The following is a 22,560-nucleotide window of genomic DNA, read 5'->3' on the forward strand; positions in this document are numbered from 1 at the left end:
CGGCGGCTGTTCGGCCGCCTTCGCTGGCATCATGACGCAGGCGCGCAAGGCCGCAGGGCGGCTGCCCGCGCGTTCTTGCCGAACCAGGCGCCAGCCGTCAGTCACATCAGCCACGCGCGGCGCCGCGAACAGTGGAACAGTGAGACCCAGATGCAGCCAGTTTTGCCATGCACACCGGATGCCACGGGCCTGCCGTGCGGGCGCCCGAGCGGAAGCTTCATGTGGATCGACCCCGACCGCGTGCTCTACGTCGGGCTGCTCGGCGCGCCGTCGGTGCGCTCCATCGGCGCCATCCTGCTTTATGTGGCGCTGGATGCGCCGTTTCGCCTGAGCGTGGCGGATGGCGAGTGGGAAACCGCCGAGATCGCCTTCGTGCCACCCTACGTTGCGCACCGCATCGCTTCCGACAGCCGCAGCCTGTGCGGTTTCCTGATCGAGCCCGAGACTGTCGATCTGTCCCGCTTGCCCTTGCTGCTGCGCGGTCCGGGCGGCGCGCTGGCGGCCCCGCGCATGGCGCAGCATGCGCGCGACCTGATCGCCCAGTTGCGCGGCATGCGGCGGCCGGAGCTGGGCGCCGGGCTGCTCGATGCGCTGCTGCTGGGCGAGCCGCTGGCGCCGCGCTCGCTCGATCCGCGCATCGATGCGGCGGTGCGTCAGATCAAGGCCGACCCGAGCGGGCGTAGCGCCGCCAGCGACCATGCGCGCGACGCCAACTTGTCGTTTTCCCGCTTCCTGCACCTGTTCAAGGAGGAGGTCGGCACGCCGTTCCGCACGTTCCGCACCTGGAAACGCGCCCGCAGCCTGCTGCATTACGTCACCCAGGAGGCCAACCTGGCCGAGGTCGCGCTGGATACCGGCTATCCGGATTCCACGCATTTCAGCCACTCCATCCGCCGCGTGTACGGGCTCAAGCCGCGCGACATCTTTGCGGGCTCGCGCAAGCTCGCGCTGCATGGCCTGCCGCCAATGACGGCCTATCGCCCCGCGTAGCTGGCCAGGCGGCGACCACTTTGCACAAGACCAACGGCGCGCCGCGCGCCAGAATCGAAGCCATCGAACCTCTCCAAGCCTGCCACCAACGGCAGCCAGATACACCCCATGAAAGCAACCTGCCAGGACCTGCTGGACGAATACCGCGAGCTGGCCGCGCTTTGCGCCGCGCTCACCCCCGCGCAATGGCGCGAGCCAAGCGCTTTCCATGACTGGAGCGCGTGGGACGAGATCGCCCACCTGTGCTATTTCGACCAGACCGCGCTGCAGGCTGCCACCGACCCGCAAGCCTTCCTGCGCGACGCGCAAGCACTCAACGCGCTGATGGCGGGGGGCGGGCATATCAGCGCCGTGGCGCGCGATACCTATGGCCACCTGGACGGCCCCGCCTTGCTGGCGTACTGGCAGCCGCTGTACGAGCGGCTGGTGCAGACGCTGGCCGCGCTCGACCCCAAGGCCCGCCTGCCCTGGTATGGTCCACCCATGAGCGCCCGCAGCTTTGCCACCGCGCGGCTGATGGAGACCTGGGCCCATGGCCAGGACGTCTGGGATACCGCAGGCCAGGCCCGCGCGCCCACGGCCCGCCTCAAGCATATCGCCCATATCGGCGCCACCACCTACGGCTGGACCTTCGTCAACCGCGGTGAGCCGGTGCCGGGGCCCGCGCCTTATATCGCGTTGAGCGCGCCCGATGGCAGCGAGTGGGCCTGGAACGAACCGCAGCAGGACAACTACGTGCGCGGCAGCGCGGAAGACTTCTGCCTGCTGGTCACGCAGCGCCGGCATCTGGACGATACCCGCCTGCAATACAGCGCCGGGCCGGCCCGGCAATGGCTGGCGCAAGCCCAGTGCTTCGCCGGGCCACCCGCCACCGGGCCGGCCGCCGGCACGCGCGTGTTGCGCACGGCTTCGGCAGGGTGAACGGCTCCGTAGCGCCCATGCAAGCCGCGCACGGCGAGCCGCTGGTCCCGGCGCTTGCCGCCGGGATCGACGCGGCGCTGCGCGGGCTGAGCGCCGATCCCGGCGAAACCTGCCTCTCCGAGCATGTCTTCGCCAACCTGTACCTGTTCCGGCAAGCGCACGCCTATCGCTATGTCGGCGGCAGCTATCCGCATATCAGCGGCGTGACCTATGACGGTGCGCGCCACGTGCTGCCGCTGTTCACGCTGGAAACCACGCCGCTTGACGTGCTGCGGGCGCTGCTCTGCGAGCACGCTTGCTTCTATCCGCTGTCCACGGCCCAGGTCGCGCGGCTCGACCCCGCCATCTTCACCTGGACGGAGTCGCGTGCCGACGCCGACTACCTCTATCCCGCCGCCAACTTCACGGCCTATCGCGGCACGATGCTGGCCAAGAAGCGCAACCTGATGAAGCAGTTGCTGGCCACGCATGCCGTCACCGCGCGCGCCTACCACCCGGGGCTGGCCGGCCAAGCCCTGGCCGTGCACGAAGGCTGGATGCAAGCCAAGGGCAAGGCGCACGGCGAAGCCGACGACACCCCCTGCGGCGAGGCCCTCCAGCACGCCGAACGGCTTGGCCTGGAAGGCTTCCTGTACGAAATAGCGGGGCAGCCCGTGGGCTTCGTGCTGGCGCAGGAGATCCGCCCAACGGTCTTCGCCATGCGCTTCGCCAAAGGCCTGGCGGCCTGCAAGGGCATCTACCAGTACATGTTCCACCACTTCTGCACGGCGTATCCACGCCCGGTAGCGTGGCTGAATTTCGAACAGGACATGGGGCTGGACAACTTTCGCCAGACCAAGCTTTCCTATGCGCCGAGCGCGTTGCTGCCGAAGTTCAGGGTGCGATTGCGGATAGGTTGACGTACTTCCGGCACCTGTCGCACAACGGCACAAAGGCACAACGGCATAAAGGCGCAATGCAGCACAGCCAGTTCTCGCAAGACCCTGCCGGCTCCCACCCCTACCATGGCTTCACACCGGCGCACCGCCCCGAACAGTGAACCCACATGGCAAATATCGAATCCAGACTCTCCGCCGGCAGTGAAGCATTCCAGGCCAACCGCGCCGGCATGCTGGCGCTGCTGGCGCGTATCCGCGCCTTCGAGCAGCGCGCCGTCAATACATCCGCCGCCTCGCGCGAGCGCTTCGACAAACGTGGGCAGTTGTTGCCGCGCGACCGGCTGGCATTGCTGCTGGATCCGGGCGCACCGTTTATCGAGTTGTCGTCGCTGGCCGGGCTGGGGCTGGACAACCCCGACCTGGACAAGAGCGTGCCCGGCGGCGGCCTGATCGCGGGCATCGGCTTTGTGTCGGGCCTGCGCTGCATGATCAGCGCCTCGGACTCGGGCATCAACGCCGGTGCCTTGCAACCCAAGGGGCTGGACAAGCAGCTGCGGGTGCAGGAGATCGCGCTTGAGAACAAGCTGCCCTATGTGCAACTGGTGGAGAGCGCCGGCGCCAACCTGATGACCTACAAGGTTGAGGATTTCGTGCAGGGCGGCAACCTGTTCCGCAACCTGGCGCGCCTGTCGGCGGCCGGGCTGCCGGTGGTGACGGTGACGCATGGCTCGTCCACGGCGGGTGGGGCTTACCAGACCGGCTTGTCGGACTACATCATCATGGTGCGCGGCCGCTCGCGCGCCTTCCTGGCTGGTCCGCCGCTGTTGATGGCAGCGACGGGCGAAGTGGCCACCGAGGAGGAGCTCGGTGGTGCCGTGATGCATACCTCGGTCTCCGGCCTGGGCGACTACCTGGCCGAGGACGACCGCGATGCGCTGCGCATCGCCCGCGAGATCCTGGGCAAGATCGACTGGCACCGCGACCAGCCCGCCGCCGCGCCGCGCAGCTACAAGCCGCCGCGCTTTGATGCCGAGGAGCTGCTCGGCGTGATGCCGATGGACCATAAGCGGCCGGTCGACATGAAGGAGGTGATCGCGCGCATTGCCGACGACTCCGACTTCCTGGAGTTCGGCGAGAACTACGGCGGCGCCACCGTGTGCGGCCATATCAAGATCGAAGGCTGGCCGCTGGGCATCATCACCAACAACGGCCCGATCGATCCGGCCGGCGCGACCAAGGCCACGCACTTCATCCAGGCCTGCTGCCAGTCGCGCACGCCCATCCTCTACCTGAACAACACCACCGGCTTCATGGTGGGGCGCAGCTATGAGGAAGCCGGCATCATCAAGCATGGCTCCAAGATGATCCAGGCGGTGAGCAACGCCACCGTGCCGCAGATCACGATCTATTGCGGCGCGTCGTTCGGCGCGGGCAACTACGGCATGTGCGGGCGTGGCTTCCATCCGCGCTTCTGCTTCTCCTGGCCCAATGCCAAGACCGCCGTGATGGGCGGCGAGCAGGCGGCGCGCACCATGGCCATCGTGACCGAGGCCGCCATGAAGCGCAAAGGCGGGGAAGCCGATGCCGACCAGCTGGAAGCGCTGCAGAAAGGCATCGTGGAGCGCTTCGACCGCCAGATGAGCGTGTTTGTCACCAGCGCCCACGTGCTGGACGACGGCGTGATCGACCCGCGCAATACGCGCGCGGTGCTGGCCAACGTGCTGGCGATCTGCCGCGAGGGCGATGCCAGGACGCCGCAAGCCATGCAATTCGGGGTTGCGCGGCCCTGACGGCTACGGACGCAGGGCTACCGGCCCAGCCAGAACAGACATGCAAAAGAACAAACAGAACAAACAGAACAAACAGAACAAACAGAACGAACGGAGACCAGCGACATGCTACTGACACCCGAACACGAGGCGCTGCGCGCCACCATCAAGCGCTTTATCGCCGAGCAGATCAATCCGCACGTCGACGCCTGGGAAGAGGCCGAGATCTTCCCCGCGCATGACGTCTTCCGCAAGATGGGCGCTCTGGGCCTGCTGGGCCTGTCCAAGCCGGAAGAGGATGGCGGCATGGGGCTCGATTACTCGTACAGTGCGGTGCTGGCGGAAACGCTGTCCGACATCAACTGCGGCGGCGTGCCCATGGCCATCGGGGTGCAGACCGACATGGCTACCCCGGCCCTGGCCCACCACGGCAGCGCGGAGCTGCGCCGCGAATTCCTGGCGCCCGCGATCCGCGGCGAGTACGTGGCCTGCCTGGGCGTCTCGGAGGTGGGTAGCGGCTCCGACGTGGCCTCGATCAAGACCACCGCCAGGCGCGACGGCGACGACTACATCATCAACGGCGGCAAGATGTGGACCACCAACGGCACCCAGGCGGACTTCTGCTGCGTGCTGGCCAATACGTCGGACGGGGCGCCGCACCGCAACAAGACGCTGATCGTGGTGCCAATGAAGACCCGCGGCGTTTCGGTGGCCAAGAAGATCCGCAAGATCGGCATGGACTCATCCGATACCGCGCAGCTGTACTTCGACGACGTGCGGGTGCCGCAGCGCTACCGCATCGGCGAGGAAGGCATGGGCTTTACCTACCAGATGGAGCAGTTCCAGGTGGAGCGCCTGTGGGGCGCGCTCAGCTCCGCCAGCCGATGCGCCAAGGCGATCGACCTCACCATCGAGTACACCCGCGAGCGCAAGGCATTTGGCCGCTCCATCCTGGACAACCAGTGGGTGCACTACACCTTGGCCGAGCTGCAGACCGAGGTGGAAGCGCTGCACGCCCTGTGCTGGCGCGCCGTGGAGATGATGGTGCGCGGCGAGGATGCCACCCGCCTGGCCACCATGGCCAAGCTCAAGGCCGGCCGGCTGTCGCGCGAGGTGGCGGACCGCTGCCTGCAGTTCTGGGGCGGCATGGGCTACGTGCTGGAAAGCCCGATCTCGCGCATTTTCCGCGACGGGCGGCTCACCTCCATCGGCGGCGGCGCCGACGAGGTCATGATGCAGATCCTGTGCAAGTTCATGGGCACCTTCCCCCAGTCGAAGTAAGCGTTCGAAGCTAAAGACAAGAGAGCAGACCAGGCCACCATGAAGCAGCCCACGCCATTTCAAAAGATCCTGATCGCCAACCGGGGCGAAATCGCCTTGCGCGTGATGCGCAGCGCCACCGCGCTGGGCTACCGCACGGTGGCGGTCTACTCCAGCGCCGATGCCGGCGCGCGCCATGTCCAGGAGGCCGGCCAGGCGGTGTATATCGGCGAGGCCCAGCCGGCGCAGTCCTACCTGCGCATCGACGCCATCATCGAGGCGGCGCGGCGTTGCGGCGCCGATGCCGTGCATCCCGGCTACGGCTTCCTGGCGGAGAATGCCGCTTTTGCCCGCGCCTGCTGCGAGGCGGGGCTGGTATTCATCGGCCCGTCGGCCGAGTCCATCGTGGCCATGGGCAACAAGGCCGGCGCCAAGCGGCTGATGATGGCCGCCGACGTGCCGTGCATCCCGGGCTACCAGGGCGAGGACCAGGACGAGGCGCGCCTGAGCGCCGAGGCCGAGCGCATCGGCTTCCCGGTCATGATCAAGGCCACGGCAGGCGGGGGCGGACGGGGCATGCGGCTGGTGCCGCACGCGCGGGCCTTTCCCGAGCTGCTGCGCAGCGCGCGCTCGGAGGCGCAGGGCGCCTTCGGCGATCCCGAGGTGATCCTGGAGCGGGCCGTGGTGGAACCGCGCCATATCGAGATCCAGATCCTGGCGGACCGCTATGGCAACGCTATCCACCTGGGCGAGCGCGATTGCTCGGTGCAGCGGCGCCACCAGAAACTGATCGAGGAGGCACCATCGCCCGCGGTGAGCCCCGAGCTGCGGGCCCGCATGGGCGCCACCGCCGTGGCCGCCGTCAGGGCGATCGGCTACGAAGGCGCCGGCACGCTGGAATTCCTGCTCGACCGCGACGGCAACTATTACTTCATGGAGATGAACACACGGCTGCAGGTGGAGCATCCCGTGACCGAGGCCATCACCGGCCTGGACCTGGTGGCGCTGCAACTGCGGATTGCCGCGGGCGAGCCACTGCCGCTCAAGCAGGACGACGTGCGCTTTTCCGGCCACGCCATCGAAGTGCGGCTGTGCGCCGAAGACGCCGATCAAGGCTTTATGCCGCAAAGCGGCGAGATGGCACTGTGGCAGGCCCCGTCCGCCTTGCGCGTGGAACATGCGCTGGGCAGTGGCGCCGCGATCCCGCCGTACTACGACTCCATGATCGCCAAGCTCATCAGCTACGGCGGGACACGCGACGAAGCGCGGCGCAAACTGTCGCAAGGACTGGAAGACCTGGTGGCGCTTGGCGTGACCACCAACCAGGTGTTCCTTGCCCGCTGCCTCGCCCATCCCGCCTTTGCCGCGGGAGAGGCCACCACCGCCTTCATCGGGCAGCACCAGGACGCGCTGCTGCAACCCGATGCGGCACTACGCCAGCGTGCCGCCGCGCTGGCAGCGCTGCTCCTGTATGAAACCTCGCCGGAGCGCCGGCCGGGCGCGCCAGCCGCGAGCCTGGCCCCCACGCTGCCCATCGGCCTGCGCTACCGGGTCAACGGTGCGGAGCATCAGGCCAGCCTGGCATTTGGCGGAGGAGGTCGCTTCGAGGTTGCCATGGGCGAATCGCGCTTTGCCTTCGAGACCCTCGCGCTCACCGGGCATTCGGTACGTTTCAACTGCGATGGCCTGGTCGAGAGCGCCATCTTCCACCGCGACGCCAGCACGCTGCTGCTGCACTACCAGGGCACGCCGCTGCGCATCGAGGACCACACGCGGGCCGCCGCCGCCAGGGCTGGCGAGGCTGCCGGAGACGGCAAGCTGCGCGCCTCGATGAACGGCCGGGTGGTCAACGTGATGGTGGCCACCGGCGACCAGGTCGAGGCGGGCCAGCCCATGGTCACGCTGGAAGCCATGAAGATGGAGCACATCCACGTGGCCCCGGCCGCCGGCCGGGTGGGCGCCGTGCACGTGCAGGTTGGCGACCAGGCTGCCGCCATGCGCGTGATCGCGGAGATCGAGTTCGAGGCGCCGCCGGCGGAACCGGTCAAGGCTGCGGCCTGAGCAGCCTCAGCAGCCCGAGCGGCCTGATCCGGTTGCCACGTCACCCCTCGGACCGCATCCCAACACACAGACACAGACACAAACACAAACACAAACACAGCCCAACCTGCGGAGCACCATGAGCGAATCGGAAACCCCAGCCGTCCTCCATGAAAAACGCGGCGCCGCGTTCTGGATCACCATCAACCGGCCCGACAAGCGCAACGCCATCAACAAGGAAGTCGTGGCCGGCATCCGGGCGGGCTACCGCGCCGCGCACGCAGACCCCGCCATCCGCGCCATCGTGCTGACCGGCGCCGGCGACAAGGCCTTCTGCGCCGGTGGCGACCTGCAGCCGGGCAAGGGCTTTGCCTTCGACCTCTCGCAGCCCAATGTGGATTACGCCGACATGCTGCGCGAATCCCAGCAAGCCACGCTGCCCAGCATTGCGCGGATCAACGGCACCTGCATGGCCGGCGGCATGGGGCTGCTGTGCATGACCGATATGGCGGTAGCCGCCGACAACGCCTTGTTTGGCCTGCCGGAGGTCAAGGTAGGCGTGTTCCCGATGCAGGTGCTGAGCCTGCTGCAGACCCTGGCGCCGCCCCGGCTGGTGCGCGAGTGGTGCATCAGCGGCGAGCCGTTTTCCGCCGCCGAAGCCAAGGCCGCCGGGCTGGTCAACCACCTGGCCGCGCCGGGCGAGCTGGACGCGCGCACCGAATGGCTGGTCGCCCGCGTGACCGACAAGTCGCCCACCGCGATCCGGCGCGGCAAGTACGCCATGCAAGCGATGGCGTCGATGAGCTTTTCCGAAGGCATCGCCTATACCGAAAGCCAGATCGCGCTGCTGGCGATGACCGAAGACGCGCGCGAAGGCCTGGCCGCCTTCAACGAGAAGCGCAGGCCGGTCTGGACCGGCAGGTAAAACAACCGGCGCGGCGCGCGCCGGGCAGGGCGCGCTGGCGGTGTCTGCAACGACTGAACAAGGAAGCAGCCGATGAACAATGCATCGTCCACCCAGCCCGACAGCGCCGCCTTCCTGGCGCTCGGCATGGCGCAATGGCTGTGCCGCCGCGCCGCGCGCAGCCCCCGCAGCCCCGCGCTGACCTGCGCCGGGCAGACCTGGACCTATGCCGAGCTGGTGGCCGACGCCCAAAAGATGGCCGCCGTGCTGGCTGCGGGCGGCGTTGGACGCGGGCAGCGCGTAGGCTACCTGGGCCTGAACGACCCGCTGTTCCTGGTGACACAGTTCGCCTGCGGCTGGCTGGGCGCCATCTTCGTGCCGCTCAATTTCCGGCTCACCGGGCCGGAGCTGGCCTTTATCCTCAACGATGCCGGCGTGCATACGCTGTTTGCCGATGAAGACTACGCCGGCCTGATCGATGAAGCGCGCCCGACGCTGGAATGCCAGCGCTACTTGCGCCGCACCGATGCGCCGGGCTGGGAAGGCCTGTTGTCGCGGATGGCGCAAGCCGATGCCACGCTGCCGCCCGCGCCCACCGGGCCGGACGAGGTGGCCGCGGTGATGTACACCTCGGGCACCACCGGACACCCCAAGGGCGCCATGCTCACGCATGGCAACTTCTGGGCCAACAACCTGAACGTGATGATGCTGAGCGACCTCGCCAGCACCGATGTCGCGCTCAATTTCGCGCCCCTGTTCCATGTTGGCGGCATGTGCTGCGTGAGCTTGCCCATCCTGATGGCGGGCGGCCATCTCGTGCTGCAGCGCAGCTTCGACCCCGCAGCCGTGATGCAGGCGGTGGCCGAGCACCGCGTGACGGTCAGCTTCGCGGTGCCCGCCATGCTGCTGTTCGTCAGCCAGCACCCGGATTTCGCGCGGGCGGACCTGTCCAGCCTGCGGAGCATTTCGGTCGGCGGCGCACCCATGCCCGAGCCGCTGCTGCGCCTGTTCGCCGGGCGCGGCATCCCGGTCAACCAGGGCTACGGCCTGACCGAGACCGCCGCCGCGACGACCTTCCTCGCCCCGGAGCGCGCGCAGGACAAGCTCGGCTCCTGTGGCACGCCAGCCATGATGACCGAAGTCTGCATCCGCGATTTCGACGGCAAGCCACTGACCGAGCCACAAGCCCGCGGCGAGATCTGCGCGCGCGGCGGCAACATCATGAAAGGCTACTGGAACCGCCCGGACGCCACCACCGCGGCCTTCTACGAAGGCGGCTGGTTCCGCACCGGCGACGTCGGCTATGTCGACGAAGACGGCTTCTACTACGTCTGCGACCGCCTGAAGGACATGGTGATCACCGGCGGCGAGAACGTCTACCCGGCCGAAGTCGAAAGTGTGCTGTACGAGCACCCGGCCATTGCCGAAGTCGCCGTGATCGGCGCGCCCGACGAGCGCTGGGGCGAGCACGTGGTAGCCGTGGCGGCGCTCAAGCCGGGCGCCAGCCTGACGCTGGAGGAACTGCAAGCCTTTGCGCAGCCGCGCCTGGCGCGCTACAAGCTGCCGCGTGCGTTGCGGGTGGTGGCGGCGTTGCCGCGGAATCCTACGGGGAAGGTGTTGAAGGTGCGGTTGAGGGAGATGGGATAGGGGATTGGATGTTGGGTGGGTGGTCCATGGCGGGGCTGGTTGCTGTTTCTTTCAGCGATGTTGGTTTTTGGACCCAAGGGCCATACGACATCGCCCTGCTGGGGGTGTCGCTGTTTCTTTGTACGGTGTTGGTTTTTGTACCCAAGTGCCATACGACATCCCCCTGCGGGGGCTGCCGGTCACTCTTCTTTGCGTCGGCAAAGAAGACTAACGAGAAGAAAGCCGACCCTGCCGGGCGCAGAGCAATAAGGCTATCTGCGCCTCGCTGGTTGCGTCGTACGGCCCGGAGTGTTGGCTAGCCTTTGCCATACCTGCTTGAAGGTAATCGCTATGGCATGACCCAATGGTCACGTGGTGGTACCCCTGATTGCTTTGCTCGGTGAGCGTTCGGCCATCTGCCGTTACCGGCGCACGCCATCACGACACATCGCCCGTCAATGGTTTCGTGGTGGGGCGGGCGCGGTGGTCAAGGTCTCGGGCCAATCAAGCCGGTGCCACCGCGCCCACGACGGAATCGGTGCGCTTGCAACTTCGTGGCCAGCCGATCCGCGAGCGACAGACGGCTTGAAGCAAGTGATGTCTGCTACCGGGGGCCTCACCACGAATCCCGGAGGCTGGCAGATTCGTGGCCCTTCAATCCGGTACCGGCAGATGCCAGCAGAACTGTGGCCGTACGCCGAAACCAGCGCCCCTAGCACTCGCGATTGCTCTGCGCCCGGCAGGGTCGTGTACGAGTCAACCACATGGGTAACAAACGAGTTCACTCACATAGGTAACACTTTGAGGGTTAGATAGCCTTTTCTGGCCTGGCGTTCATCGACTTGGCCCAATGCCATTGGGCCGAAGTAGACACGCCACAATCCTTCGCCTATTGCTTCCAGTCCGACCGTTTCGCCATAGAGCAAATGCCCCACATAAATGATCTTGCCAGCCTTGTAGATCAAACCACCACTCGTCACCTTGTGGGGCTCGACGTAGCTCGCATACTCCATTGGCATCAGCCGCTTTGGATACGCTCGGCCTGACTCCACATAGCGGCTCTGCGGTGTGCTCTGGTTCAGCGCTTCATGCGGCCTTTGCTCGTTGTAGAAACGTTGGAACTCGTCCATCCGCCGCTGCTGTGCCCGCAACGTAGTGGCAGGCGGTTGGGCCGTGGCGCGCTTGAGCGTGCCATGCATCCGCTCGTGCCGCCCATTCTGCTCCGGATGCCCGCGGGCTATGCGCTCCGGCATGATCCCCAGCTTCAGCCACCAGATCGACAGCCGCGACAGCCCGCCACAGCCGATGCTCGCAAAGGGCACGCCGTTGTCCGTGCGCAGCCGGTCCGGTAACCCATAGCGGCGAAACAACCGCTCGAACACCGCCTGCGTCGGCACCAGCTGCGTACCGCGCAGGCCCTGGCAGCTCAGCAGATAACGGCTCGCATGATCCATCACCGTCAGCGGATAGCACCACTGCCCATCCCCGGTCAGAAACTGCCCCTTGAAGTCCGCGCTCCACAGCCCGTTGGGCTCGTGCGCCGACCTCAGCACCCCGCCGTGCGGCATCACCCGGCGGCGCACGCGCCGCGAGACAATTCGTCCAGCCTGCTTCAGCACGTTGTAGATGGTCGTGCGCGACGGCACGGCCTCGGCGCCAAAACGCCCTTCCAGCAGCTTCTGGATCTTCTTCGGGCCCTGCTCCAGGCCGCCCTGCGTGCGCAGCTCCAGAATCGCCTGGCGAATCCCATCCGGCAACCGCTCCTGGCAATGCCGATTGCGCCCGCGCTCGGCGAGGCCTTCCAGCCCTTCGCTGTCGTACCGTTCTATCCACTTATAGCCGGTCTTCCGGCTAATGCCATAACGCTCGCACAGGGCGCTGACGCTCTCGAGCTGCCGCAGATGATCGGCGATGAACAGAATTCGTTGGTCCATGGGTCTCAGCTCGCTCCAGGGCATGGGCGTCTCCTTCCAGGCTCGCCCATGCAGGGTAGAAAACTGTCACCTATGTGCTTGAACTCAAGTGTCACCTATGTGCGTGAGTCGTACCGTCGGCTTTCTTCTCGTTAGTCTTCTTTGCCGACGCAAAGAAGAGTGACCGGCAGCCCCCGCAGGGGGATGTCGTATGGCCCTTGGGTCCAAAAACCAACACCGTACAAAGAAACAGCGTCGCCCTGCCAAATCGGAAACTTCCAAACTCGTCCGGGAAATCTCGAAAAAAAGGAGCCATCAATGGCAGGACCATCCATCGACTTCTGGCAAGCCCGCTTCGAATCCGGGCAAACACCTTGGGAACGCGAAGCCGCCAGCCCGCAACTCCAAGCCTGGCTCGCGCAAGGCGTCGTCCAGGCCGGGGAGCGCGTGGTCGTGCCCGGCTGCGGCGGTGGCTGGGAAGTCGCCGCGCTGGCCGCACATGGCGCGCGGGTCAGCGGTATCGACTACGCGCCCGGGGCGCTGGCCCGCACCTCTGCCCGGCTGGCGCCGCGCGGACTGCAGGCGGAACTGGAGGAGGCGGACGTGTTGCATTGGCAGCCAGCCACACCAGTGGATGCCGTCTATGAGCAGACCTGCCTGTGCGCGCTGCATCCCGACCACTGGACCCGTTATGCTGCCCAGCTCCATGCCTGGCTGCGTCCCGGCGGACGCCTGCTAGCGTTGTTCATGCAGATGCGCCGCGACAGCGCTGGCCAGGGCGTGGTGGAAGGGCCGCCGTATCACTGCGACATCAACGCCATGCGCGCGCTGTTCCCCGCCCAGCAATGGCAATGGCCCAAGCCGCCGTTTGACGCTGTCGCGCATCCCGGCGGCGCATTCGAGCTTGCGGTGGTGCTGGTGCGCCGCTGATCCCTTGGCGGCGCACCGCGCCAGGCGCGCCAACCATGGGTAATCCCCAAGCCATATACAGCCAGTCCACACAAGAGCCACACCGGTAGTTTTGTTACGGTGGCAGCAGTCGCAGCAATCGCGGCAGTCGCGTCAGTCGCAACGCGGCGAAGCGCAAGACGGCACGCGTCGCGCCCGGTGCCACCGGGCGCGCTTGACCCACCCAATTCCGAGATCGACCCCGGCCGCCCGCGCACCGCGCGCGGCAAGGGGCGGCCGGCACAGGAGACAAGATTGGAGATCCTGCAATTGACGATCTCGGGGATCGCGCTGGGCTGCATCTACGCGCTGATCGCCCTGGGTTTCGTGCTGATCTACAAGGCGACCGAGACGGTGAACTTCGCGCAAGGCGAGTTCATGATGCTGGGCGCCTTCGCTGGCGTGGTGCTGACCATGCTCGGGTTGCCGCTGGTCCTTGCCGTGCCGTTGACGGTGGCGGGCATGGCCGGCTTCGGCATGCTGGTCGAACGCCTGGCGATTCGCCCCATCCTGGGCCAGCCACAGTTCACCGTGGTGATGCTGACCATCGGCATGGGCTACGTCATGCGCGGCCTGATCACCATGGTGCCGGGCATCGGCGCCGGCACGCATACCTTGCCGGTGCCTTACCAGGGCATGGTGTGGCGCACCGGCGCGCTGGTGCTGAGCGTGGAGCAGGTGGCGGTGATCGGCGTCACCGCGGCGCTTTGCGTGGTGCTTTACCTGGTGTTCCGCTACAGCCGCATCGGCGTGGCGATGCAGGCCAGCTCGCAGAACCAGCTTGCCGCCTGCTACATGGGCATTCCGGTGCGGCGGCTCAACGGGCTGGTCTGGGGCTTGTCGGCGTCGGTGGCCGCGATCGCCGGCCTGCTGCTGGCGCCCATCACCTTTGTCCACGCCAGCATGGGCATGCTCGGCCTCAAGGCCTTCCCCGCAGCGGTGGTGGGCGGCTTCGGCAGCCTGCCGGGCGCGATCGTGGGCGGGCTGGTGATCGGCGTGGTGGAGTCGCTGGCGGGCTTTTACCTGCCCGAGGGCTTCAAGGACGTCGCGGCCTATGTCGTGGTGCTGATCATGCTGGTGGTCAAGCCGAACGGCCTGTTCGGCGAAAACCTGCGCAAAAAGGTGTAGACACGCGATGCGATTCCTCTTCAAGACCGACTATCGCCAGGACCTGCGCCTGGCCAGGCACCCGGGCCATGTGTTCTGGTACGGCTTGCTGATGGCTTGCCTGCTGATTGCGCCGGGCTGGGCCAGCAGCTACTGGATCGCGCAGCTTGGCTTTGTGCTGATCTACGCCATCGCGGGCCTGGGCCTGATGGTGCTGTCCGGCTACACGGGGCTGCTGTCGATCGGCCACGCGGCCTTCCTTGGCGTGGGCGCCTATACGCAGGCCTGGCTGACCGGCCACGGTGTGCCCTTCGTGCCGGCCTTGCTGGCCGCGGCTGCGCTGTCGGCACTGACGGGCGTGGTGGTGGGACTGCCGGCATTGCGCGTCAAGGGCATCTACCTGGCGATCGCCACGCTGGCCTTCGGCCTCATCGTCGAGGAGGTCCTGGCGCGCTGGGAGAGCGTGACCGGCGGTAACGCCGGCCTGCCGGTGGCCGCGCCGCAGCTGTGGGGCTACGTGCTTGACGGGCCGGTGGCGTTCTACTACCTGTCGCTCGCGGTTTGCCTGCTGGCCACGCTGGCCGTGCTCAACCTGCTGCGCAGCGCCACGGGGCGGGCCTTCATCGCCATCCGGGACTCTGAGATCTCGGCGCAGAGCATGGGGATCCACCTGGCGCGCTACAAGACCTTGTCATTTGCGTTGTCCGCCGCGCTGGTTGGCATCGCGGGGGCGCTGTATGCCCACAAGCTGCGCTATATCTCGCCCGAGCAGTTCGGCATTGCCCAGTCGATCGACTTGTTGCTGCTGGTGGTGGTGGGCGGGCTGGGCTCCGTGCATGGCGCGTTTCTTGGCGCGATCTTCCTGATCGTCATGCCGCAGATGATCGTGCTGGCGAAGGATCTCCTGCCGCCTGCCATCGGGCAAGCCAGCGGCCTGCAGGCGCTGGTGTACGGGCTGGTGCTGATGGCTTTCGTGCTGTTCGAGCCGATGGGGCTGTACGGGCGCTGGTGCAAGATCCGCACGTACCTGGAGCTGTTTCCCTTCTATCGCCAGGGCATGTTCCGGCGCCAGAAGGCCTTCCAGCGCTCCGAGCGCCTGAAATAAGGAGGCCCGCACATGACAGACACTCTTCTCAGCGTGCGCGACCTGTCGGTCCACTTTGGCGGCGTGCTGGCGCTTGGCGGCGTGAGCTTCGATGTGCGGCGCGGCGAGGTCTTTACGCTGATCGGGCCCAACGGGGCTGGCAAGACCACGGTGTTCAACCTGATCAGCCGTATCTATCCGCCCACCAGCGGCGAGATCCTGTGGCAGGGCAGCAGCCTGACGCAGTTGCCGCCGCACGCGATCGCCGCGCAGGGCATCGCGCGCACCTTCCAGAATATCGAGCTGTTCGAGCACGCCACGGTGCTGCAGAACCTGCTGATCGGCCACCACACGCATCGCGCCAGCGGCTTCTGGGCAGACCTGCTGTTTACCCCCGCCGCGCGCCGCGCGGAGCTGGCCGCGCGCCACAAGGCCGAGGAGATGATCGAGCTGCTCGACCTGCAGGCGCACCGCGACGCGCTGGTGGCGGGCCTGCCCTATGGCGTGCGCAAGGTGGTGGAGCTGGCGCGGGCCTTGTGCAGCAGCCCGCGGCTGTTGCTGCTCGACGAGCCGTCTTCCGGGCTGAATGTGGAAGAGACCGAGGACATGGCCTGGTGGATCCGCGACATCCAGAGCGAGCTGGGCATCACCGTGCTGATGGTGGAGCACGACATGAGCCTGGTGTCGCGCGTCTCGGACCGGGTGCTGGCGATGAACCAGGGCCAGGTGCTGGCGCAGGGCACGCCGGCCGAGGTCCAGGCGCACCCCGGGGTGATCGAAGCCTACCTGGGCACCGTGGACGACGTAGCCTCACTGCGGAGGGCGGCATGAACCTGATGGAAGGCGCTGACAAGATGCGCGAAATCCAGGACACGCCCGTGCTGGCGCTGGCCAACGTGGAAAGCGCCTACGGCCCGGTCAAGGCGATCCGGGGCGTGAGCCTTGCCGTGCAGCGCGGCAGCATCGCCACCGTGCTGGGCGCCAACGGCGCTGGCAAGACCACCATCCTCAAGACCATTTCCGGCGTGCTGGACCCGACGCGCGGCAGCATCGCCTTCAAGGGCGAGAGCATCGCTGCGATGGATCCGGCGCAGATCGTGCGGCGCGGCCTGAGCCACGTGCCCGAGGGGAGGGAGGTGTTCCCGCTGCTGTCGGTGCGCGACAACCTGCTGATGGGTGCCTATACGCGGCGCGACCGCGACGGCGTGGCGCGCGACATGGAGATGGTCTATGGCTACTTCCCGGTGCTGCGCGAGCGTGCCGCGCAGGATGCCGGCCTGCTCTCGGGCGGCCAGCAGCAAATGCTGGCGATCTCGCGCGCGCTGATGGCCGCGCCCGAGCTGATCCTGCTCGACGAGCCCAGCCTGGGCTTGTCGCCAAAGCTCACCAAGGACATTTTCGAGATCGTGGTGCGCATCAACCGCGAGCGTGGCACCACCATCTTGCTGGTGGAGCAGAACGCCAATATGGCGCTCAACGCGGCGGACTATGGCTATGTGCTGGAGAACGGCCGCATCGTCGCCGAGGACACCTGCGCCGTGCTGCGCGAGAAGGACGATATCAAGGAGTTCTACCTCGGCATGAAGGACAACGGCGTGCGCGGCGAGCGCCGCTGGAAAAAGCGCAAGACCTGGCGGTAGGGCGGTAGGGCGCTAAACGATCACCAAGTCGATCACCAAGTTGAGAGCAATCAATGGCAATGGCAATGGCAACGGCGCATACCATGCAGCCCCTTTCCGAAGCGGCATTCGAGACCCTGCCGCAGATGTTCTGGCACGCCGTGGCCCAGCGCGCCGACGCCGTGATGATGCGGCAAAAGGACCTCGGCGTCTGGCGCAGCTACCGCTGGCGCGAAGTGGGCGAGATCGTGGCCGATGTCGCCGCCGGCCTGGCCGGGCTGGGCCTGCGCGAGGGCGAGGTGGTGTCGGTGCTGTCCAATACCAACCGGGAATGGGTGTGGAGCGACCTGGGCGCGCTCACCGCCGGTGCGGTAGTCAGCGGCATCTATCCGACCGATTCGCCCGCGCAGGTGGAGTACCTTTGCCACGACTCGGGCAGCGTCATGCTCTTCGTCGAGAACGAGGAGCAGCTGGACAAGTACCTGGAGGTGCGCGAGCGCCTGCCACGGCTGCGCAAGGCGATCGTGTACGACATGGAAGGGCTGTCAGGTTTCGATGACCCCGGCGTGCTCAGCTTCGACGCGCTGCTGGCGCTCGGCAGGCAAGCGCGGGCGCGGCAACCGGGGCTGGTGGCCGCGCGGCTGGCCGCCGGCAGCGCCGACGCGCTGGCGGTGCTGGTCTATACATCCGGCACCACGGGACGGCCCAAGGGCGCGATGCTGTCGCACCGCAATGTGCTGCGCAGCTGCCTGACGCTGCGCGAGTTCCTCCCAGCCACCACCATCGGCGAGCGCATGGCCTTCCTGCCGCTGTGCCACGTCTCGGAGCGCATCTTTGGCGAGTACTACTCGATCCTGTCCGGTGCCGTCGTCAACTTTGTCGAGAACCCCGACACCATCTTCGACAACATTCGCGAGATCCAGCCCGACGCCTTCCTGGCGGTTCCACGCGTGTGGGAGAAGCTGTATTCCAGCGTGACCATTGCTGTGCGGGAAGCGACCCGCCTGCAGCGCTGGGCCTATGACTGGGCGCTGGCCGCCGGGCAGGCCCGCGTGCGCGAGGACGGGCAGGCCACGGCGTTGCCTCTGGCCGCCCGCCTGAAGCTCTGGCTGGCCGATACGCTGGTGCTGGGCAATGTGCGCCGCATGATGGGCCTGAACCGCGTGCAGCTGGCGGTGACCGGCGCGGCGCCGATCTCGCCCGACCTGATCCGCTGGTATATGGCGCTGGGCATCGTGCTGCACGAGCTATGGGGCATGACCGAGATCACCGGCGCGGCCACCTGCAACCCGCCGGGCCGCACGCGCCCGGGCAGCATCGGCATTGCCTTGCCGCATACCGAGGTGAGGGTCTCGCAGGAAGGCGAACTGCTGGTGCGGGGCCCGCAGGTCTTCATGGGCTACCTGAACCTGCCCGCCAAGACCGCCGAGACCATGGCCGACGGCTGGCTGCGCACCGGCGACGTGGGCCGGGTGGACGAGCAGGGCTACTTCTATATCACCGACCGCATGAAGGACCTGATCATCACCGCGGGTGGCAAAAACGTCACGCCGTCCGAGTGGGAGAACCAGCTCAAGTTCAGCCCCTATGTGACCGACGCCGTGGTGATCGGAGACCGCCGGCCCTACCTGAGCTGCCTGGTGATGATCGACCAGGACAACGTGGAGCAGTGGGCCCAGGAACACGACGTGCATTTCTCCGACTACGGCTCGCTGTGCCGCAGCAAGGAGGTGATCGCGCTGGTGGGCCAGGAGATCGACCGTGTCAACAAGCAGTTCGCGCGGGTCGAGCAGATCAAGGCATTCCGGCTGATCGAGACCCGTCTTGGCGCCGAAGACGAGGAACTGACGCCCACCATGAAGCTCAAGCGCAAGCTGGTCAACGACAAGTACAGCGCGCTGATCGAGTCGATGTACCTGGCCAAGGTGGCCTGAACGCAAGCGGCCCCAACCGGAGGCGCCATGAGCGATGCAGACAAAGCGGTTCCCGTCAGCCTGGTTCGGCACGGCCGCATCGGCCTGCTGTGCATCGACCATCCACCGGTAAACGCGCTCTCGGTGGCGACGGTGGCGGGGCTGGATGCCAAGGTGGCCGCCTTCGAGGCCGATTCCTCCCTCGATGGCTTGCTGATCTGGTGCGCGGGCCGGACCTTCGTGGCGGGCGGCGACATCGCCCAGTTCGATGCGCCGGATTTCACGGCTGCGCCTTACAACCGCATCCTCGCCCGGATCGAAGCCAGCGAACGGCTGGTGGTGACGGTGCTGCACGGCACCGCGCTGGGCGGCGGGCTGGAACTGGCGCTAGCCTGCCATTACCGCGTAGCCGTGCCCGGCACGCGGGTCGGGCTGCCCGAGGTCAAGCTGGGGCTGCTGCCCGGCTCGCTGGGTTCGCAGCGGCTGCCGCGCGCCTGCGGGGCGGCCCTGGCGCTGGACCTGATGCTGAGCGGGCGCATGCTCGACGCCGAGGCGGCGCTGGCCGCCGGCATCGTCGACGCGCTGGTGCCGGGCGAGCCGTTGGCCGCTGGCCTTAACTTTCTGGAAGACCTGCTGGCGCGGCGGGCGCCGCCGCGCCGGCTGTCGACGCTGTCCGTGCCTGTCGCCGGGCTGCCGCCGGATTTCTTCGCGCAGGCCTTGCGGCACGCCACGCAGGAGCGCGCGTGCTACCCCGCTGCCGCGGCTATCGTGCGAGCGGTGGAGGCGGCGGCAACCCTGCCGTTCGCCGAGGGCGAAGCGGTGGAGGCCGCCTTGCTTGCCGCCTGCGTGGCATCGCCGGAATCGCGGGCGCTGCGCCACCTGTTCTTTGCCGAGCGCCAGGCGGGCCGCGTGTCCGGGGTGCCTTCGGGCATGACGTCGCGCACGCTGCATACGGCCGGGGTGGTGGGCGCCGGCACCATGGGCAGGCGCATCGCCATGAGCCTGGCGGACGCCGGCTTGCCGGTAACGCTGGTTGAGGCCAGCGACGTGGCGCTGGCCAAGGGCCTGGCGTCCGTGCGCGCCCAGTACGAGGCCGCTGCCGCGGCCGGGCGGCTGCCGCCAGATCAGGTGGACAGGCGCATGGGCCTGATTGCCGGCACGCTGGACTACGACGCACTGGCCGGCTGCGAGCTGGTGATCGAAGCGGTGATGGAGGACATGGCGCTCAAGCAGCAGGTGTGCGCCCGTCTTGGCCAGATCTGCAAGCCCGGGGCGATCATCGCCACCAATACCTCCACGCTGGACGTGGAGGTGCTGGCCGAGGCCTGCGGCCGGCCGGACGATTTCGCCGGGCTGCATTTCCGCAATCCGGCCAATGGCGGGCGGCTGATCGAAGTGGTGCGCGGCAGCGCCACCGCGCCCGATGTGCTGATGACTGCCATGCACCTGGCCCGGCGGCTCGGCAAGGTGGCGGTGGTGACGGGCGTGTGCTTTGGCTTTATCGGCAACCGCATGGCCGAGGCCTACCTGCGCGAGAGCGAGTTCCTGCTCATGGAAGGCGTGAGCCCGGCGCGGCTGGATGCCGTGATGCAGGCTTACGGCATGGCGATGGGGCCGTGCCGCATGCTGGACCTGGCCGGGATCGACACGGGCGCCAAGATCGTGCTGGAGTACGGCAAGGCCGGGGGGCTGCCGCCGGATCCCACCTATCGCGCGGTGGTGCGCACTTTGTTCAAGCTGGGACGGCTCGGCTGCAAGAGCGGCGCGGGCTACTACCGCTACCCGGACGGCGAGCCGGTGGCGGACCCGGAGGCCGAGCGCATCTGCGCCGCGCTGGGCCGCGCGCACGGCATCGCCCGCCGCGCCGACATTGCCGACGCCGAGATCGTCGAGCGCCTGATTTTTCCGCTGATCAACGAGGCCGCCAAGCTGCTGGAGGAGGGCATAGCCAGCCGGCCCGGCGACATCGACATGGTGTGGACCGCCGGCTATGGCTTTCCCGACTATCTCGGAGGCCCTGTGTGGCAGGCGGACAGCATTGGCCTGCCCCGCATCAAAGCCGGGCTGGAGCGCTACGCCCGCCTGCGCGGCAATCCTTACGACTACTGGGACATCTCCCCCTTGCTGGCGGCGCTGGCGCGCAGCGGGCAGCGCTTGTCCGACTGGTCCGCGCCGCCGCCCGCGGCCGATGCCGCGGCGCCGGGCGGCCTGGCACAGGGCCATGCGCCTATCTCATTACCGCCGGACTCGCGGTCCGCGCGAGGCAGCATCCAGTCGGGACCCAAGCCGCCACAGAGCGTGCATTGAAGCCAAGGCAATCCACGCGTCAAGCAATCCACGCCAAGCAATCCACCCATTAAGCAACAAACCGATAAGACAAGGAGACAACCATGATCTTGAAGACCACCATCGCCGCCATTGCGCTCGCGCTCAGCGCCGGTGCGAGTGCGCAGACGCGCGGCGTCACCGACAAGGAAATCGTGCTCGGCCTGATCACCGATATGTCCGGGCCGATCGTCAACTACGGCAAGGAGTCGCGCAACGGCATGACCATGGCCGTGGAGGAGATCAACGCGCGCGGCGGCGTGCAGGGGCGCAAGCTGCGGGTGGTGGTGGAAGACAACGGCTACGAGCCCAAGCGCGCCGTGCTGGCCGCGCAGAAGCTGGTCACGCAGGATGGCGTGTTTGCCATCATCGGCCACCTGGGCACCGCGCCCAATATGGCCACGCTGCCGTTCCTGGTGCAAAGCAAGGTCTTCAACTTCATGCCGCAGAGCGCCGCGCGCGACATGTATGAGCCGGCCAGCCCGTACAAGATCGCGCTGGGGCCGTCCAACTTCCTGATGTCCACCACCATCATGGATTACTTCTTCAAACAGAAGCCCTACCAGCGGGTGGGCGCGCTGTACCAGGACGACGACTACGGGCGGGAGTCGGTGGAGGGCGTGCAGGCCTACCTCAAGACCAGGAACATGACCCTGGTGGAGAAGGTGTCATACAAGCGCGGCGCCACCGATTTTTCCTCGCAGATGGCGCGGCTCAAGGCGGCCAACTGCGACCTGGTGTTCAACGCCTCCACGATGCGCGAGTACATCGCCTCCGTCCAGGAGGCGCGCAAGATCGGCTTCAACCCGGTCTTCGCCGGCACCTCGGCCAACTACGCGCACCAGGTGCCATTGCTGGGCGGCAAGGCGATGGAAGGCCTGCACGCGGCGGCCTTCATCATGCTGCCCTATGCGGACGATGCAAACCCGGCGGTACGGCAATGGGCGGCCGCCTACAAGAAGCGCTTCAATGAAGACCCGGGCGTGTACTCGATGTTCAGCTACTACGCCTACACCACCTTCGCCACCATCGCCGACAAGGCCGGGCGCAACCTGAGCGCGGAGTCCTTCAACGCCGCCATGGAGTCGACCAAGCTGCCGCAGGACGCGCTGGGCAACCCGGGCTTCAATGTCTCCGCCACCAACCGCCTGAGCAACGACCGCATCCGCATCATGAAGGTGGCTGGCGACAAGTGGATCCCGGCCAGCGACCTGCTGCCGCCGCCCAAGATGAACTGAGCGGGCGCGGCATCCATGAACAACA

At 67.2% G+C, this 22,560-nt stretch carries 17 protein-coding genes; 16 read left to right on the top strand and 1 reads right to left on the bottom strand.

The genetic code is table 11. From position 1 onward, the window contains the following. Positions 1-219: 219 nt before the first annotated feature. The 8 genes from ACX12D_RS25075 to ACX12D_RS25110 all read left to right on the top strand — a co-directional run bounded on the left by ACX12D_RS25075 (position 220) and on the right by ACX12D_RS25110 (position 10,409). Complete coding sequence (locus ACX12D_RS25075; protein WP_459376155.1) at positions 220-990, top strand: AraC family transcriptional regulator; 771 nt, start codon at positions 220-222, stop codon at positions 988-990. Between the two features lie 108 nt (positions 991-1,098). Then, on the top strand, positions 1,099-1,911 hold the full coding sequence (locus tag ACX12D_RS25080; RefSeq protein WP_459376156.1) for a TIGR03084 family metal-binding protein: 813 nt from the start codon (positions 1,099-1,101) through the stop codon (positions 1,909-1,911). Between the two features lie 17 nt (positions 1,912-1,928). Next, positions 1,929-2,810 carry a phosphatidylglycerol lysyltransferase domain-containing protein gene (locus ACX12D_RS25085; protein ID WP_459376157.1) on the top strand — a complete coding sequence of 294 codons (882 nt, stop codon included), beginning with the start codon at positions 1,929-1,931 and terminating at the stop codon, positions 2,808-2,810. 146 nt (positions 2,811-2,956) lie between these two features. Further along, on the top strand, positions 2,957-4,579 hold the full coding sequence (locus tag ACX12D_RS25090) for an acyl-CoA carboxylase subunit beta (protein ID WP_459376158.1): 1,623 nt from the start codon (positions 2,957-2,959) through the stop codon (positions 4,577-4,579). Positions 4,580-4,684: 105 nt separating this feature from the next. Next, a complete protein-coding gene (locus ACX12D_RS25095) occupies positions 4,685-5,839 on the top strand; it encodes an acyl-CoA dehydrogenase family protein (RefSeq protein WP_459376159.1) in 1,155 nt (384 codons plus the stop codon). Positions 5,840-5,878: 39 nt separating this feature from the next. Beyond that, entirely contained in the window at positions 5,879-7,879 is a 2,001-nt protein-coding gene (locus tag ACX12D_RS25100; RefSeq protein WP_459376161.1) for an acetyl-CoA carboxylase biotin carboxylase subunit, read from the top strand. Between the two features lie 118 nt (positions 7,880-7,997). After that, positions 7,998-8,783, top strand: a complete 786-nt coding sequence (locus ACX12D_RS25105) for an enoyl-CoA hydratase/isomerase family protein (protein WP_459376162.1) — start codon at positions 7,998-8,000, stop codon at positions 8,781-8,783. A 72-nt stretch (positions 8,784-8,855) separates the two neighbouring features. Beyond that, entirely contained in the window at positions 8,856-10,409 is a 1,554-nt protein-coding gene (locus ACX12D_RS25110; RefSeq protein ID WP_459376163.1) for an acyl-CoA synthetase, read from the top strand. 764 nt (positions 10,410-11,173) lie between these two features. Here the strand turns inward: ACX12D_RS25110 and ACX12D_RS25115 are convergent. Next, the gene (locus ACX12D_RS25115; RefSeq protein ID WP_459372795.1) at positions 11,174-12,346 is read right to left on the bottom strand and encodes an integrase core domain-containing protein; all 1,173 of its coding nucleotides are present in this window, start codon (positions 12,344-12,346) and stop codon (positions 11,174-11,176) included. Positions 12,347-12,619: 273 nt separating this feature from the next. Between ACX12D_RS25115 and ACX12D_RS25120 the strand changes: the two genes are divergently transcribed. From ACX12D_RS25120 to ACX12D_RS25155, 8 genes are all read left to right on the top strand, one after another. Then, positions 12,620-13,231: a methyltransferase domain-containing protein gene (locus tag ACX12D_RS25120; RefSeq protein WP_459376165.1), complete on the top strand. Its 612-nt coding sequence runs from the start codon at positions 12,620-12,622 to the stop codon at positions 13,229-13,231. Positions 13,232-13,504: 273 nt separating this feature from the next. Beyond that, the gene (locus ACX12D_RS25125; RefSeq protein ID WP_459376166.1) at positions 13,505-14,377 is read left to right on the top strand and encodes a branched-chain amino acid ABC transporter permease; all 873 of its coding nucleotides are present in this window, start codon (positions 13,505-13,507) and stop codon (positions 14,375-14,377) included. 7 nt (positions 14,378-14,384) lie between these two features. Next, positions 14,385-15,461, top strand: a complete 1,077-nt coding sequence (locus ACX12D_RS25130) for a branched-chain amino acid ABC transporter permease (RefSeq protein ID WP_441631770.1) — start codon at positions 14,385-14,387, stop codon at positions 15,459-15,461. Positions 15,462-15,473: 12 nt separating this feature from the next. Beyond that, on the top strand, positions 15,474-16,271 hold the full coding sequence (locus ACX12D_RS25135; protein ID WP_459376167.1) for an ABC transporter ATP-binding protein: 798 nt from the start codon (positions 15,474-15,476) through the stop codon (positions 16,269-16,271). Then, positions 16,268-17,080, top strand: a complete 813-nt coding sequence (locus ACX12D_RS25140) for an ABC transporter ATP-binding protein (protein ID WP_459376168.1) — start codon at positions 16,268-16,270, stop codon at positions 17,078-17,080. Before ACX12D_RS25135 ends, ACX12D_RS25140 begins: the two co-directional genes overlap by 4 nt. A gap of 83 nt (positions 17,081-17,163) precedes the next feature. After that, entirely contained in the window at positions 17,164-18,993 is a 1,830-nt protein-coding gene (locus tag ACX12D_RS25145; RefSeq protein WP_459376169.1) for an AMP-dependent synthetase/ligase, read from the top strand. A 27-nt stretch (positions 18,994-19,020) separates the two neighbouring features. After that, positions 19,021-21,279, top strand: a complete 2,259-nt coding sequence (locus tag ACX12D_RS25150; RefSeq protein ID WP_459376170.1) for a 3-hydroxyacyl-CoA dehydrogenase NAD-binding domain-containing protein — start codon at positions 19,021-19,023, stop codon at positions 21,277-21,279. An 83-nt stretch (positions 21,280-21,362) separates the two neighbouring features. Further along, positions 21,363-22,535, top strand: a complete 1,173-nt coding sequence (locus ACX12D_RS25155; RefSeq protein WP_441631760.1) for an ABC transporter substrate-binding protein — start codon at positions 21,363-21,365, stop codon at positions 22,533-22,535. Positions 22,536-22,560 lie beyond the last annotated feature (25 nt).

The organism is Cupriavidus sp. PET2-C1 (genome assembly GCF_054515855.1).